The sequence below is a fragment of the Asanoa ferruginea genome, assembly GCF_003387075.1.
Lineage (GTDB): Bacteria > Actinomycetota > Actinomycetes > Mycobacteriales > Micromonosporaceae > Asanoa > Asanoa ferruginea.
The window spans coordinates 309,147-324,648 of sequence record NZ_QUMQ01000001.1 but is presented as its reverse complement, the minus strand read 5'-3'; the positions used below and the strand labels follow the sequence as shown (position 1 = coordinate 324,648).

Annotated in this window: 13 protein-coding genes; 6 read left to right on the top strand and 7 right to left on the bottom strand. The window is 70.2% G+C overall.

The window, feature by feature from the left end:
* Position 1: 1 nt before the first annotated feature.
* The 3 genes from DFJ67_RS01520 to DFJ67_RS01510 all read left to right on the top strand — a co-directional run bounded on the left by DFJ67_RS01520 (position 2) and on the right by DFJ67_RS01510 (position 3,049).
* A complete protein-coding gene (locus DFJ67_RS01520) occupies positions 2–979 on the top strand; it encodes an aldo/keto reductase (RefSeq protein WP_116066222.1) in 978 nt (325 codons plus the stop codon).
* 37 nt (positions 980–1,016) lie between these two features.
* A complete protein-coding gene (locus tag DFJ67_RS01515; RefSeq protein ID WP_116066221.1) occupies positions 1,017–2,177 on the top strand; it encodes an MFS transporter in 1,161 nt (386 codons plus the stop codon).
* A 74-nt stretch (positions 2,178–2,251) separates the two neighbouring features.
* The gene (locus tag DFJ67_RS01510) at positions 2,252–3,049 is read left to right on the top strand and encodes a class I SAM-dependent methyltransferase (RefSeq protein WP_239097428.1); all 798 of its coding nucleotides are present in this window, start codon (positions 2,252–2,254) and stop codon (positions 3,047–3,049) included.
* A 77-nt stretch (positions 3,050–3,126) separates the two neighbouring features.
* On the opposite strand, the gene DFJ67_RS01505 is transcribed toward DFJ67_RS01510, so the two are convergent.
* The 3 genes from DFJ67_RS01505 to DFJ67_RS01495 form a co-directional block, all read right to left on the bottom strand.
* The gene (locus tag DFJ67_RS01505) at positions 3,127–4,854 is read right to left on the bottom strand and encodes a glycosyltransferase (RefSeq protein ID WP_116066219.1); all 1,728 of its coding nucleotides are present in this window, start codon (positions 4,852–4,854) and stop codon (positions 3,127–3,129) included.
* Positions 4,855–4,858: 4 nt separating this feature from the next.
* Complete coding sequence (locus DFJ67_RS01500) at positions 4,859–5,905, bottom strand: glycosyltransferase family 2 protein (protein WP_170215711.1); 1,047 nt, start codon at positions 5,903–5,905, stop codon at positions 4,859–4,861.
* 66 nt (positions 5,906–5,971) lie between these two features.
* Positions 5,972–6,493 (bottom strand): hypothetical protein, encoded by a 522-nt coding sequence (locus DFJ67_RS01495; protein WP_116066217.1) that lies wholly within the window; start codon positions 6,491–6,493, stop codon positions 5,972–5,974.
* Positions 6,494–6,570: 77 nt separating this feature from the next.
* Between DFJ67_RS01495 and DFJ67_RS01490 the strand changes: the two genes are divergently transcribed.
* Positions 6,571–7,803, top strand: coding sequence for a GNAT family N-acetyltransferase (locus DFJ67_RS01490; protein WP_116066216.1), 1,233 nt, complete (start codon positions 6,571–6,573; stop codon positions 7,801–7,803).
* A gap of 27 nt (positions 7,804–7,830) precedes the next feature.
* Positions 7,831–8,247, top strand: a complete 417-nt coding sequence (locus DFJ67_RS01485; RefSeq protein ID WP_116066215.1) for a hypothetical protein — start codon at positions 7,831–7,833, stop codon at positions 8,245–8,247.
* 48 nt (positions 8,248–8,295) lie between these two features.
* Here the strand turns inward: DFJ67_RS01485 and DFJ67_RS01480 are convergent, their stop codons facing one another.
* The 3 genes from DFJ67_RS01480 to DFJ67_RS01475 all read right to left on the bottom strand — a co-directional run bounded on the left by DFJ67_RS01480 (position 8,296) and on the right by DFJ67_RS01475 (position 11,052).
* Entirely contained in the window at positions 8,296–8,607 is a 312-nt protein-coding gene (locus DFJ67_RS01480) for a hypothetical protein (RefSeq protein ID WP_147315385.1), read from the bottom strand.
* Between the two features lie 374 nt (positions 8,608–8,981).
* Complete coding sequence (locus DFJ67_RS42185) at positions 8,982–9,746, bottom strand: HNH endonuclease (RefSeq protein ID WP_147315384.1); 765 nt, start codon at positions 9,744–9,746, stop codon at positions 8,982–8,984.
* A 523-nt stretch (positions 9,747–10,269) separates the two neighbouring features.
* Positions 10,270–11,052 carry an SDR family NAD(P)-dependent oxidoreductase gene (locus tag DFJ67_RS01475; protein WP_244940424.1) on the bottom strand — a complete coding sequence of 261 codons (783 nt, stop codon included), beginning with the start codon at positions 11,050–11,052 and terminating at the stop codon, positions 10,270–10,272.
* Positions 11,053–11,183: 131 nt separating this feature from the next.
* Here DFJ67_RS01475 and DFJ67_RS01470 point away from each other — a divergent pair, with 131 nt between their 5' ends.
* On the top strand, positions 11,184–12,866 hold the full coding sequence (locus tag DFJ67_RS01470) for an enoyl-CoA hydratase-related protein (RefSeq protein ID WP_116066212.1): 1,683 nt from the start codon (positions 11,184–11,186) through the stop codon (positions 12,864–12,866).
* Here DFJ67_RS01470 and pepN read toward each other — a convergent pair.
* Positions 12,863–15,412, bottom strand: coding sequence for an aminopeptidase N (gene pepN / locus DFJ67_RS01465; RefSeq protein ID WP_116066211.1), 2,550 nt, complete (start codon positions 15,410–15,412; stop codon positions 12,863–12,865). The two genes, DFJ67_RS01470 and pepN, sit on opposite strands and share 4 nt — an antisense overlap.
* Positions 15,413–15,502 lie beyond the last annotated feature (90 nt).

Below are 15,502 nucleotides of genomic sequence, written 5' to 3'. Positions count from 1 at the left end.
CATGAAGCACATCAATCTGGGCGACGGGCTGCGGGTCTCCGCGATCGGGCTCGGCGCCATGGGAATGTCCAGTTTCTACGGCCCGAGCAACGAGCAGGAGTCGATCGCCACGCTGCGGCACGCCATCGACATCGGGGTCACATTCATTGACACCGCCGAGGCGTACGGGCCGTTCGAGAACGAGAAGCTGATCGGCCGGGCGCTGGGCGACCGGCGCGGCGAGGTCACGTTGGCCACCAAGGCGTCGAGCGAGACCGACGACGACGGCACGGTCCACGGCCGCAACGGAAGTCCGGAATACATCCGCCGGGCCTGCGACCGCTCGCTGCGGCACCTCGGCACCGACGTGATCGACCTCTACTACCTACACCGGGTCGACCCCGCGGTGCCGATCGAGGAGAGCGTCGGCGGCATGGCCGAGCTGGTCGAGGCCGGCAAGGTGCGGCACATCGGGCTGTCCGAGGCGAGCGCCGCCACCATCCGCCGGGGTCACGCGGTGCACCCGCTGGCCGCCGTACAGTCGGAGTTCTCGCTCTTCGCCCGTGATGTTCTGCACAACGGCGAGAAGTCCACGATGGACGAGCTCGGGATCGGGTTCGTGGCGTTCTCACCGCTCGGTCGCGGTGTGCTGACCAACGGCATCCGCAACCTCGGCGACCTCGCACCCGACGATGCCCGGCGTGGCCTGCCCCGCTTCCAGCCTGAGGCGTTCTCCGCCAACCAGGTCCTGGTCGATCGGGTCGGGGCGATCGCGGCCGAGAAGGGCGCCACCGTCGCGCAGGTGGCGCTGGCGTGGCTGCTGGCGCAGGGCGTGGTGCCGATTCCGGGTACCCGTCGGCGCACCCGGCTCGACGAGAACGCCGGCGCGACCGACGTCTCGCTGACCGGTGACGACCTGCGCCGGTTGGCCGACGCGTTGCCCCACGAGGAGATCGTCGGGCACCGGGGTGTGACGGCGGCGGTGGGCACGGACCGCTAGACCTGCGCAAGATCGCCCGCTGGCTAGGCTGGCGGTCGTGCGCAATGTCGGTATCACGGCGTTCGTCTTCTGGACAGTCATGCTCGGAACGACGGTGCCAACACCGCTCTATCCGTTGTACGAGCGGTCGTTCGGCATCGTCCCGGTCGAGGTCACCGTGCTTTTCGCGGTGTACGCCGTCGGCGTCGTCGTCGGCCTGCTCACCCTCGGCCGGCTCTCCGACCAGATCGGTCGCAAGCCGGTGCTCGGCATCGCGCTGCTGCTCTCGGCCGCGGCCGCCAGCCTATTCCTGGTCTCCGACAACCTGACGATGCTGCTCGTCGCCCGCGTCATCTCGGGTTTCTCGGCCGCGCTGGCGACCGGCGCCGGCACCGCCGCGATCGGCGAGCAACTCCCGGCCAGCCGCAAGTGGCTCGGGCCGGTGCTCGCGCTGCTGGCCAACATGGGCGGCCTGGCCTCCGGCACGATGCTCGCCGGCATCCTGGCCCAGTGGGCCGGCCACCCGCTGCGGCTGAGCTGGATCGTCGACCTGGCCCTGATCGGGGTCGGCCTGGTCGGGTTGGTGACGGTGGCCGAGACGGTCCGCCGGACCCGGCCGACGTTCCGCTTCCAGCGGCTGAGCATCCCGCACGAGATCCGCGGCGAGTTCATCCGCGCGTCGGCGGCTGCCGGGGCGGGCTTCGCGGTGCTCGGTGTGCTGACGTCGGTGACCGGCATTCTGCTCGGCACCGAACTGGGGCGCGACGATCCGGCGCTGACGGGTTTCGTGGTCTTCCTCGGGTTTGTCTTCACCGCGGCCGGTCAGTTGATCGACCGGCGGTTGCCGCCGTCGGGTTCCCTGCCGGCGGCGTGCGTGTCGCTGGTCGTGGCCGCGGGGCTGATCGCTTGGGCGGTGCTCGGTGCGGCCCTGGCGCCGTTGCTGGCCGCCGCTGTGGTGGTCGGGTTGGGCACCGGGACCGCGGTCAGCGCTGGGCTGCGGGCGATCGCGACCGGTGTGCCGGCCGCGCGCCGCGGCGAGGCCTTCTCCGCGTTCTTCGCGATCCTCTACACGGTGTTGGCGGTGCCGGCGATCGGGGTCGGTGTGGTCATCGAGTACGCGAACCTGCACTGGGCCGGCGGGATCTTCAGCCTTCTCGTGGCTCTGTTGGCGTTGACCGTGCTGATCAGCCTGAGCCGGCGTCGGCCTGTTTCTGGGTGAACCCGCGGCCCTCCGCGGGGTACTCATCTACATGAGGCTTCGTGTGCCGGCGGGTGCCGGTTACCTTGATCGTCGTGGTGATGAGCACGGCGCACTGGATCGCTGCTGTCCGCGCGCGGGAGACCCGCCGGGCCGACCGGTTGTTCGCCGATCCGCTGGCCTCGGAGCTGGCCGGCGAGCAGGGCGCGGCGATGATGTCGCGGTCCGAAGCGGCCAGCGGTGGCGAGAACCGCTTCATTCCGGTGCGGGTGCGCTGGTTCGACGACGCGATCACCGCCGCGGTGGGTGCCGGGATCCGGCAGGTCGTGCTGCTCGGTGCCGGTCTGGACACGCGGCCCTATCGGCTCGATCTGCCGGGCGACGTCGATTGGTTCGAGGTTGATCGGTCGACGCTGTTCTCGCTGAAAGAGCCAGTGTTGGCCGGCGCTTCGCCGTGCTGCCGGCGGCATACCGTTGCGGCCGATCTGGCCGGCGACTGGGCCGCGCCGCTGTGCGCGGCCGGCTTTGATCCGACCCGGCGCACGCTGTGGGTGGCTGAGGGGTTGTTCTTCTATCTGGCCCCGGAGTCGGTTGTGGGGGTGCTCGGGGAGGCCGCGGCGCTTTGCGGGGTGGGGAGTCTGTTCCTCGCCGACGTCATGGGGGCGGCTGGGCTCTCCGTGCCCGCGATGCAGCCATTTCGCGATCACCTTGCCCGCAACGGTCTTCCGCCGCCGTTCGGCAGCGACGATCCGGCGGCGGTGTTCGCCGATGGTGGGTGGGCGCTTGCCGATCTCACCGCCGCTGGGGGGCCGGGAGCCAACTACGGTCGGCTGCCGGAGACCGGCAGCGGCCTGCGCCGTGGCTGGCCGCACCTGGTCACTGGCCAGCGCTGACCGGCATAGGCCTTGCGGCGTGGTTGGCCGCACCTGGTCACTGGCCAGCGCTGACCGGCATAGGCCTTGCGGCGCGGTTAGGCGGAGGCGCCGAGCGGAACGCCGAACTCGGCGTAGGGAGGGAGGCCAGGCCAGCGGGCGAAGGCAGCGTCCAGGAAGTAGCGCTCGCCTGGATCCCAGGTGTGCCCCTGCGCGCGCCGGTGGTAGACGTACCCGAACGGATGCGTCCGGTAGACCAGCCCACCGCCGGCCTTGACCCGGGTGATCAGGCCCAGGTCAACCGACCGCGGCACGGGCCGCCACCCACCCGCGTTCTCCAGGTCGCCGCGCCCGATCAGGATCGTGCCGCCGGCCACCACCTCGGCATACGCCTCGGAATTGCCGGACTTGCGGCGGATGGTCTCGTCGCGTTCCTCGAGGTGCACGAACTCGGCACCCTTGCCGACCAGCGTCGCCCCGGAGAAGTGGCGGGCCAGGACCAGGTCCCAGACGTGTTCCGGGCCGTAGGTGTCGTCGTCGTCGACCTTCGTCACCAGGCTGCCGTTGGAGCGCGCGGTCGCCAGGCCCAGCGCCGTGCCGAAGTCGACGCCCGCCGGCACCTCGACCACCGACACCGGTCGCGGGCACTTCGCCGCCCACGCCGTCAGCGACTCCGGGGCCGGGCAGCCGTGCAGCCCGACCACGATCTCCAACCCGGGGTAGCTCTGCTTCTCCAGCGCATCGAGCACCGGCGCGAGGCGTTCCGGGCGGCGGGTCATCAGGATCGCGCTGACCGTGGGCAGCTCGCCGAGCAGCGGGAACGCGCCCGCGACCAGGCGGGGCAGGACCAGCCCGGTCGCGTGGCCGCGCAACGCCGCCCGGCGCTGCCGCACGCTGTGCGCCTCCAGGGCCACCGGGTCATCGCCGACCGGCGGCGGGGAGGCCAGCACCTCGGCGAGTTCGGGGGAGAGCAGCGTCGCGACCGCCGGCGACAGGTCGCCGATCCGCAGCACCGCGCCGGTCGCCGCGATCTGCACCAGCAGCGTGGCCACCTGGCGCGGGTCGCCGGTCAGGGCGTCGGCCTCGACGGTGGCGACGCCGCGCAGCATCTCGACCGTGGAAGCGTCGAGCCCCAGGCCGTCGAGCCGGCCGGAGCGCACCTGAGCGCCGGCGGGGGAACCGAGCACCAGGCGTACCCCCGCGCTCGCGGTCTTGTCCGCCCGGGCCCTTGGGTTGATCCGGATCGCGTCGAACAGCACGGCGGCGTCGGTGGGCAGCACGATGCCGGCCGCCGCCGGGTCGGCCGGGCCGTCGCTCAGCAGCACGTCGGTCGGGCGGATCTCGTCGGGCGACGGCAGGGCGCCGACGTGCGCGGTCGGCGGCAGGAACGCGGGCAGCGCGCCCGCGGCGGCCACGTCGACGCTGGCCGGCATCGGCAACGGGCGCACGGGCACGAGGCCGGCGAGCGCGCTGCGCACCACGTCGCGCAGCGGCAGCGGCTGGTGGAGGCGGAGCGTCACGGTGGCCAGGCCGCGGCGGCGCAGCGGCAGCGAGACCCGGTGCCGGCGCAGCCGGGGGAGCGGGTCGATCGCGCCCGACCAGCCCGGGCGGATCGCCTGCCAGGGGAGCATGATCCGGACGGCGCGGACCGGGGTCGCCGACGCCGGGGTGGCCATCAGGTCACGCAAGTGGCCAGGGGTGCCCGCGAGCAACACGACGCGCTGGCGGGGCAGCCGGATCACCCGTAGGCCGATCGCCCGGGTCAGGCGTGCGAGGCGTCCCTTGGGCGGCGGGCAGTCGATCAGTGACCAGGATGACGACGACACGCGGTCAGGGTACGGCGTCTGGAACCGTCGGCTTCGTCGTGTCCCGGTGCCGCGGCAGTGCCACCTTGCGGACCGCCTGGACCTGGATGCGCCGGGCCGCGCGCAGCGCCTCGAACAGCAGGAACGCGTTGCGGGCGACCAGCCGTTGCTTGATCCCCTCGTCGCCGCGCGGGAACACGTAACCGGTCTTGGGGCGCTCGGCCCGATAGAACGCCACCAGCCGGGCGAAGAACTCGCGGCGGCGGGCCCGGGGGACCCGCGCGGCGTGGTTGAGCACCTGGAGCTGATGCCAGATCGCCCGGGCGAACAGCGGGGCGCGCAGCTCCTCGTCCTGGCGGTCGTCGATGAAGTGGAACACGAACCCCCACTGGTCGAAGACCTCGAAATGGCGGTCGCTGACCGTGCGGGTGATCGAGCCGGTCTCCCGCTGCCGGTAGCCGTAGGAGTAGCGGTCCAGCAGCGTGATCCGGCCGGCGGCGATCATCAGCGGCAGGGAGAACGCGACGTCCTCATACCAGCCGGGCCGGAAAGCGAGGCCCAGGTCGACCAGGAGCTGCCGGCGGATCACCTTGTTGCAGGCGATGTGCAGCAGCTTGATCAACGCCGGCAACTCGGCGAGGCGGAACGTGTCGGGCGCGGGGCCGGCCCCGCTGACCGAGCTGTGCTTGACCCGACCGTCTGGGAACACCCGCGCGAACCCGGTGATCAGCAGGTCGGCGTCGGTCTCGGCGAGCCGCTTGGCGACCGCGTCGAGGGTGCCGTCGGTGAGCCAGTCGTCGCTGTCGACGAACCAGACGTAGTCACCGGTGGCGGCCGCCAGCCCGGCGTTGCGGGCGGCGCCGAGGCCGCGGTTGGCGGGGAGCGTCAGCACCTTGACCCGGCTGTCCCGCGCGGCGTAGTCGGCCAGGATCGCGGCGGACCCGTCGTCGGAGGCGTCGTCGACGGCGATCAGCTCGAGGTCGGTGAACCCCTGGCCGAGAATCGAGTCGAGGCACGCGCCGAGGTAGTCCTCGACCCGATAGACCGGAACGACGACGCTCAGCAGCGGCACCGAACCTCCCTCGCACATAACGGAAACGCGAGACAGTGTACGGCGAACCGGCGAACGGAAATGCCCCTAAAAGAGCCCGGTGACCCAACTCCAGGCATCGACCACCCAGTCGATCGACCGCAGGTAGGCGAAGCCCACTCCGGCCAGGAATACGGCCATCACGAGGTGCGCGCCGCGCGCGGAGCGGCGTACCCGGCCCAGTTGCTTTTCCAGAATGACCCGACCGACCATCCGGGTGAGCGCGTAGAGCCCGAGCGCGACCAGGCCGGTGAGCACGAAAAGGGCAACCGGGGTGCCGAGGTTGCCACCGTCGGAGATCGCCCAGAGCCCCCAGCAGACGAAGGCGAAGAGCGCGCCGATCAAACTCAGCCCGGCGCCGCGACGGAACAGCCGCAGCTCCTCCCGGAACACCGGCCGCGGAATCGCGCCGGTGTGGTCACCGGGCCAGCCGGTGCCGGTGGGTATGTGCGGTTGACCTGTGGGCCCAGGCCCAGGCCCCACTTGCGCCCGGCCCCGGCGGAACGGGTTGTTGTCCTCCGGCGGCATCTCCACGGTGCGCTCGGCCCATGGTTCGCGTTGGTCGGTCATCACGCCCCCTTCTGACGCCAGGGTAGCGAGCCGACAAACCGGTCGCCCTGGCGGCGACAATCGGGTACGCAGAACGCATGACTTCCCTCGATGTGGCGGTGCGGCAGACCACGGACGACGATTTCGACCAGATCGCCGCGATGCTCGGCATCGTCTTCCACCACACGCAGGACCCGGCGGCGCTGGCCGTCGAACGCCCGTTGCACGACCCGGCGCGCGGCATGGTCGCCGTCGACGGCGACACGATCGTCGCCCACGCCGCGTCGTTCGAGCGGGAGATGAGCGTCCCGGGAGGGGCGCCCGTGCCGTGCGCACACGTCACCGGGGTCGGCGTGCTCCCCACCCACCGCCGGCAGGGCATCCTGCGCACGCTGATGGAGCGCCAGCTCCGCGAGGTGGCCGCCGCCGGTCGCGAGCCGATCGCGGCGCTGTGGGCCAGCGAGACGGCGATCTACCCGCGCTTCGGCTACGGCTTCGCCGGCCACCGGGTCCGGCTGCGCGCCGACCTGACCGGCACCGGCCTGCCCACCGGCGCACCCGGCCGCCTGCGCACCGGCACACCGGAGACGCTGCGCCCGGAGCTGGTGAAGCTCTGGGACGAGGTCCGCGCGAGCCGCCCGGGCTGGTCGAGCCGCGACGACAACTGGTGGACCTACCTGCTGGCCGATGTCCCGTCGGAGCGCGACGGCGCCACCGAGCGCCTGGCGGTGGTGCACTCCGACGAGTCCGGCACCGTCGACGGCTACGCGCTGTGGCGCACCAAGGGCGACTGGAACGACAACGGCCCCGACGGCGAGGTCCGGGTCGACGAGGTGGTCACGGCGACACCGGCGGCCTACCGCTCCCTGTGGCGGTTCCTGTTCTCGCTCGACCTCACCCGCCGGTTGACCTTCGGCTTCGCGACACCCGACGAGCCGCTGTGGCACCTGGTCCCCGAGCCCCGCCGCCTGGGCGGCGCCCTGGCCGACGGCCTGTGGGTGCGGCTGATCGACGTGGGTGCGGCGCTGCGCGCCCGCGCCTACCGCGCGCCGGTCGACGTGGTGTTCGCCCTGACCGACGCGATCCTGCCGGCCAACGCGGCCCGCTGGCGGCTGTCCGCCTCTGCAGACGGGGTCACCTGCGCGCCCACCGCGGACCCGGCCGACCTGGCCTGCGACGTGCTGGAGCTGGGCGCGGCCTATCTGGGCGGCACGTCACTGGCGTCGCTCGGCCGCGCCGGCCGGATCGAGGAGCTGCGCCCGGGCGCGTTGCTGGCGGCCGACATCGCGTTCGGCTGGCACCAGGCGCCGAGCGGATCAGAGGTCTTCTGAGGGCTGATTTCCGGGTACGGTCAGCGAATGGGTGACAACGAGCGCCGCCGGCGGCGACTGCGCCACCCGGCGTCACGGCCGGGCCCGGTGCCGGAGCCGCCGCCGTCGGACGAGGCTGTCCCGTCGGCGGTCACGGCCGAGGTGCACGACCCGGCGCCCGACGAGATGCCACCGGCCCAGCGCCGCCCGGAGCAGGCGGAGCCGCGGCCGCGCCGGGGTGGCGGCCTGCCGCCGTCGGAAGAGCGCGAGGCCGAGCGGGGCCTGCGCGGCTTGGTCGGCTCGGGCGCGTCCCAGGTCGGCACGACGGCGGCGATGCGCGCCCGAGACGCCTCGCGGCCGAGCCCGGCCGAGGAGGCCGAGGCCATGGAGCGCGTGACCGTCGTCCGCCGCAATTGGATCCCCCGCGAAGACCTCCCCCGCGGCGGCGGCCGCCCTCGCGCCTAGCCCGAGTCGGGACACCGGACGCCTGCGGCCAATTGGCGCCTACCAACCTTAGGCGCGGTCACGACATACCGATAAGTGTCGCGCCCGCTCGGACTCAATAAAGCTGTTCTCGCTCTCTTCGTCCCAGTTCAGAGCCACGATATCAGCGACCTTGCCCAGGTTCGCAACATTTTTGAAGAGCTCGTTTCTGATATCGATAGCGTCGGCGGTGTGGCCCGGCGGATAGATTAATAGAAGGTCAATATCCGAGGTGCTCACCATTTCCGCACAGGCCTGCGGAGGGCCGTCGCATCGCGATGCACTTCCAAACGCCATAACTCGGAAATCACGCGGAACCGTCTTGTCTACCAAGTGCTTCACGCTGAGAAGGAGACAAGTAGTCGAGGAAGCGCTGTCCGTCATGATAAACAGCTCCCAGGAACTCGTTGGTTTTAAAGAGTCCGACTCCACGTTCCTTCGCTAGCGCCTTCGCCTCGCCTGAGTAGTGGTTGTAATCCATAGTCGAGACTATGCATGTTGTCTCTGGAGCCTCAGCTAGAATGTCCTCGACATCCGCGACGCCAAGCATATATTGGTTCGTCAGGTAAACGCGAATATCGGACTTCGTGGCGCGTCGGACGATTAGCCTAAAGTCGTCGACCTCGTCGATGGAGGAGACGGGCTCGCGCGCATGCAGGTATCCTATTAGGTATTTGCGGTGATCGGGCCGCGGTCTTTTACTGTAGTATCCATCTTCAGGCATCTCGGTCGCCAATCGGGTTAATGTCGCCGTCGTCAACAAGAATGTCATTCATCGCCCGGGGGAAGCGAGGGGCGACCGGATTTACCACTCCGCCGAGATGTCGGTCCTCAAGACCTCGGGCGTGCAGGCGGAAGGCGGCAAGCGTTTCTAGTTCGTCGCGATGTAAGAGCGCCAGATTTGCTTCAAGGAGGCGGATTATTCGAGTGTTATTGGGGAGAATCCGAAGAAGTACCTCTCTCCGCCAAGCGGCGCTGGTATTCAAACCAAGGCCGCGCAGGGCGGCCTCGGACTCGGGACCGTACATGTCCCATATCGCGCTATTCTCGCTCAAGAGCAGACCCACGTCGCGCCGAAGTGTGCCTCTGTCGCTGTATGAGCGTAGTCCTAATACGTCCCGTATTCGATCCTCGTGCTGCTGCTTCCATTGTTGAAGCGTCTCTACTGGATACTGGTTCGGTGCACGATCGACAACCGAGTGACAATTTGGACAAAGTAGTAGCAGGTTGGCAAACGACGTTAGGTCCTCGTCTTTCGCGGCGGCGTCGCCGCGCGGTCCGTCCTCGCCGGCGGCCACAATGTGTGCGACCTCCGCCAGCTTTACCACGGTCCCATCATCGAGCTCCTGCCATAGGAATCCAACAGGGCAGTCAGGCTTGTAGCAGTATCCAGCGCCAGAAGCGATAAGACGTACGACGGTTTCCCGGCGAATACGACGCCCACGGGCACCTGCGCAGCCGCTTACGACAACCTCGGTCACGCTCCAGAGCATGCCATACGACGCGATGTTATTGACGGCAGTGGGTGCGTAGGCGCTACGCCCGACTCTGATGCAGAAGGCCGGCTCAGCTTCGTATCCCGCGCGCGCTCAACCGCGGTCCCAGAGCCCCATTGCCGGGCCGTCGTCGATTGCTGCCTGGGCCTGGATCGCGAGCTGGGATGCCGAGCCGCCACTGCGGCGTCTTGAAGGTCGACGATTCAGCGAAGAGAAGCTGCTGCCTTGCGCCCAGGCGTCTTTGCCAAGGTGCCATGCCAGAGATCATGGGGACCGGTGTCACTCGGGCAGCTTCGTCGGCCGTCAGGGGGCCCTGATCGCTGACCCTGGCCAACTGACGGGCAGAGCTAGCCGTTCTGTAGCAGCGACCGTGGACGGACGCGTATGCGCGGTGCGGTCGACCCACGGGACCGCGCGCTTCGCAGCCGGTAACGGCCCCATCGGGTCCGGAAGTCGCACACCAAGTTGGCGCAGGTGGCGTTAGATCCAGTTGCTCACGATCTGAAGACTAGAGCGAGATCGTCAAGCCGCCGTCGATGATGTGGTCGGCGCCTGTCACGTTGCCTGCCCGGTCGCTGGCCAGCATGACGACCAGGGCTGCCACCTCTTCCGGGTGAGTGAAGCGGTTGGTCACCGACTGACCGGCGGCGCCCTTCGCGACGTCTTCCGGGTTGCCGCCGGTTGCCGCCGCCACCGAGTGGGCCATGCCGTGCTCGCCCAGCCACAGGTCGGTTTCCACCGGGCCCGGGCTGACCGTGTTGACGCGGATGCCCTGCGGGCCGAACTCCTTCGACAGCGACTTCGAGAAGTTGAGCAGCGCGCCCTTCGCGGCGCTGTAGTCCATCACCAGCGGGTCCGGCAGCGTCGCGTTCACCGAGCACACCGTCACGATCGTGCCGCGGTGTTCGAGCAACTGCGGCAGGGCCGCGCGCGTCGCGCGTACCGCTGACAAGAAGTTGATCGTGATGGTCTCTAGCCAGTCGTCGTCGGTGATCGACAGGAAGCCGTTGGGGCGGGAGTGGGTCGCCCCGACGTTGTTGATCAGGATGTCGGCGCCGCCGTGCGACGCGGCCAGCTCCAGCAGGCGGCCGGGGCCGTCAGCGGACGCCAGGTCCACCGCCAGTGGGAAGACCGACGACAGCTCCGCGAGCGCGGGGGTGACGGAGCGGGAGCCCGCGACGACGGTCGCGCCCTCTTCGGCGAGTGCGCGGGTGATGGCGAGGCCGATGCCCTTGCCCGCGCCGGTGACTACTGCGGTCTTGCCAGCCAGATGAAGATCCACGCCGCACATCATCGCACCGGGAGGAACACATTTCGTCCGTTGCCCCGGACCAGCTCCGAGGGTTAATCGACGCCGTGTCTAAATCAGGATCCCGTTGGCTGCGCCGACGCGTCGGGCGGGGCTCGGTCGTTGGGAATGACGTGTCACGTCGCGTTCTCCTGCTCTCCAACGGGTTCGGCGGTGCGACGATGGCCGCCTACTGCTGGCTGCGTGACCGGGGGATCGAGACGGCGTTCCAACCGGCGACCGACGGCGCCGCGATGGTCGACGCCGCTGCGCGATACGGACCCGACCTGATCTTCGCGCCGACCTTGACCGCCAAGGTTCCGGAGGAGCTGTTCGGGCGGGTCGCGATCAACCATCCCGGGCGGATGGGCGACCGGGGCGCCTCCTCGATCGACTGGGGGCGGTTCCGGCGCGAGACGTTCGGGGGCACCACCCTGCTCCTCGCCGCCGACGGGTGGGACACCGGCGACATCGTGCACACGACCACGTTCCGCTACCCGGACGGGCCGGCGACCAAGAGTTGGATCTACGCGCATCTCAACCGCGCCGCGATGATCCGGGGGCTGGAGCACCTGGTCGGTGCGCACACGCCGCGGCCGCTCGACTACGGGCACGCCGACGTGCTCGGCACCTGGAACGACGTGCTGCGCCAGGGCGACTGCGCCGTCGACTGGGCGCTGCCCGCCGAGGAGATCGTGTGGCGGGCCGCCGCCCGCGACGGTGCGCCCGGTGTCACCGCCGAGTTGGCCGGCCGGCAGGTGCGGATCTTCGACGTGCACCCGGCCGGGCCGACCCGGTTCGACCCCGGGCGGGTGGTCGGCTGGATGCTCGACGGCGCGATCCGGGTCGCGGCCGGGCCGGCCGACGGCGACGGAACGCGGGGGAGCGTCTGGGTCGGCTTCGTCAAAGAGACCGGCTTCAAGCAGCCCGCCACCTGGTGGCTCCGCGACGCGGTCGAGCACCTGCCGGCCCAGCAGGGCAATCCCGTGTCCTACCGGCCGGTCACCACGCGGCGGCTGGGGCCGGTGGCCGTGGTGACCGCGGCGGCCTACAACGGTGCCTGGTCGACCCGGTTCTGCCGCACGGTCGCGGCGACCGTCACGGCGGCGGCGCGCCGGCCGGAGATCGAGGTGGTCGTGCTGCGCGGCGGTGGTGCGGTGCCGTTCGGCAACGGCGTCAATCTCAACCACATCTACGCCGCGCCCGACGGGGTGGAGCAGGAGGCCCGGCGCAACATCCGGGCCATCAACGACGTAGCGACGGCGATGTTCCAGGCCCGCCGCGACGGCGTCTCCGTGATCGCGCTGCTCGACGGCGACGCGGGCGCCGGCGGCGCGTTCCTGTCGCTGTGTGCCGACGTCGTGGTCGCGGTGCCGGGGCGCACGTTCAACTACCACTACACGGGCATGGGCGGGCTGAGCGGGTCGGAGTTCCACACCCTCACGCTGCCGCCGCGGCTGGCCGACGAGGCGCGCCGTGCCGCGCTGCTGCACGAGTGCCTGCCCTTCAGCGCGGAGCAGGCGCAACGACAGGGGCTGGTCGACTACCTGGCTCCCGAAGGGCTTGCGGCAAGCGACCTGACCGACTGGATCCACGAGTTCGCGGTCAACTACCGGCACCCGGCCAAGCAGCTCGACCACCAGCGATGGCGGCCGTTGCCGACCGAGGCGGAGCTCGCCGCCACGCAGCAGCGCGAGCTCCGCCGGATCGATCAAGACTTCGCCAGCCCGGCGTTCCAGTCGGCGCTGTCGAACTTCGTGCTCAAGCGCCCCGGAAAACCACCCGTGGCCGCGACCGAGTTCAAAGGAACCTACTAGCCCGCCGCGATGTCCCGCAGGCGGGCGCGGAGCGCGCGGGCGGTGCTGTCGCGGCCCTCGGCCACCAGGCGCTGCAACGCCGCCGGGTGACCGGGCTCGGCCAGCCATGCGTCGGCGGCCGCGACCACCTCGTCGGTGATCGTGTAGGTCGGGTAGGCCATCACCACGAACTCCTGGGCCGGCTCGCTGTCGCGCAGACCCCACACCGAGACAACCGATTCGAAGAACTTCGCGGCGTAGGGCGCGATCAGGTCGACCTGGGCCGGGTGCTGGAAGCCGCTCAGCAGCGCGCGGTTGCGCCAGTTGGGCAGCTCGGCCGACCCGGTCAGGTGGCGCCAGACGTTGGCCTTGTTCTCCGCCGTCGGGATCAGCGCCTGCATCTCGGCCGCCTCGCGCTCGCCGCTCGACGTGCGGTCGTTGGCCAGCTCGGCGTCGATCTCGGCGGACGACGCGGCGCCGTTGGCGACCAGGGCGCCGAGCAGCGACCAGCGGAACTCGGTGTCGATCGGCAGGCCGGCCGGGATGTTGTCGCCCGAGAGCCAACCGCGCAGCACGGCCAGGTGCTCGTCGGAGCGGGCCGCCGACGCGAACGCCCGGGCCCAGGCGAGCTGGAAGCCGCTGCCCGCCGGAGCCGCGAGCATCGCGGTGCGGGCCGTGTCGGCGACCTGGGCCCAGCCGGTCGGTGCCCACTCCGGGTCGGAGTAGAACGACAGGGCGCCGCCGGCCTGCCGCAGCGTCGCAGTGACCAGGTTGATGTCGGACTCGGCCGGCAGGCCGGTCAGCACCAGCGCCACGTAGTCGCGGGCCGCGAGCTCGGCGTCGCGGAGCATGTCCCAGGCCGCGGCCCAGCACAGCGCGCGGGCCAGCGACGAGTCGAAGCCGTCGATGTGCTGCACGACGGTGGCCATCGAGCGCTCGTCGAGGCGCAGCTTGGCGTAGGTCAGGTCGTCGTCGTTGAGCAGCAGCACGTCGGGCGCGCGTACGCCGGTCAGTTGTGGCACCGGGGTCTGCTCGCCGGTCACGTCGATCTCGATCCGCTCCCGGCGGACCAGCCGGCCCTCGGCGCTGAGGTCGTAGAGGCCGACCCCGATCCGGTGGGTACGCAGCGTGGGGTAGTCGGCCGGCGCCTCCTGGAGCACCACGACCGACTCGTAGGAGCCGTCAGCGCCGATGACCACCTGCGGCCGCAGCGTGTTGACCTGCGCGGTCTCCAGCCACTGGGCGGCGAACTTGCGCAGCTCGCGGCCGGACGCCGACTCGAGCTCGCTGAGCAGGTCGTCGAAGGTCGCGTTGCCCCAGGCGTGCTTCGCGAAGTAGGCCCGCAGCCCCGCGAGGAACGGGTCGAGGCCGACGTAGGCGACCAACTGCTTGATGACCGACGCGCCCTTGGCGTAGGTGATGCCGTCGAAGTTGACCTCGACCGCTTCCAGGTCGGGCATCTCGCAGTAGACCGGGTGGGTGGAGCTGAGCTGGTCCTGCCGGTAGCCCCAGTTCTTGCGGATCGACAGGAACGTCGTCCAGGCGTCGGTGAAGCGCGTCGCGTGGGTGTTGCACCAGTGGCTCGCCCACTCGGCGAACGACTCGTTGAGCCACAGGTCGTTCCACCAGCGCATGGTCACCAGGTCGCCGAACCACATGTGGGCCAGCTCGTGCAGGATCGTGTTGGCGCGCTGCTCGTATTCGAAGTCGGTGACCTGCGAGCGGTAGACGTAGGCCGACTCGGCGTGGGTGACGCAGCCGAAGTTCTCCATCGCGCCGGCGTTGAAGTCGGGCACCCAGAGCTGGTCGTATTTCGGCAATGGGTAACGGACGCCGAAGTTGGCGTGGTAGAAGTCGAAGCCCTGCGTGGTGATCAGGTTGAGCTCGTCGGCGTCGAAGTATTGCGCCATGCTGGCCCGGCAGTAATAGCCGAGGTCGATGCCGTCGTGCTCGAACCGCACCTCGTGGTAGGGGCCGGCGCACAGCGCGGTGATGTAGGTCGACATCCGCTCCGACACTGCGAAGTGGACGGTCTTGACGTCGTCGGCGAGCGCGTCGACCCGGTCGACCGGCATGTTGGACACGACGTTCCAATGCGCCGGGACCGTCGCGTGCCAGGTGTAGACCGACTTGAGGTCGGGCTGATCGAACGACGCGTACACCCGCTGCGCGTCGGCGGTTTCGAACTGGCTGTAGAGATAGGTCTCGCCGTCGACCGGGTCGACGCTGCGGTGCAGGCCCTGGCCCGACGTCGAATAGTTGAAGTCGGCGTCGACGACGAGTTCGTTGGCGGCGGCCAGGCCGGTGATCGTCAGGCCCTTGTCGGCGGCCCAGCCGCTGGTGTCGACCGCGTCGCCGTTGAGGGTCGCGGAGCGCACCGACGCGGCGGCCAACTCGATGAACGTGGTGGCGCCGGGCTCGCGGCAGTCGAACACGATCGTCGTGACCGAGCGGAACGTGCGCGCGTCGCCCTGACCGGCCGAGGCCAGATCCAGGCTGATGTCGTAGGACGTGACGTCGAGCAGTCGCGCCCGCTCGGCCGCCTCCGCCTGGGTCAGGTTGCGCACACCAGCCACAGTCAGTTCTCCGTTTCACGCGCTTGGTTAGCCGGCGCTCGTTCCGCTGGGCTTGTGGCCCGCGTCACCGGCAGTTCAGTC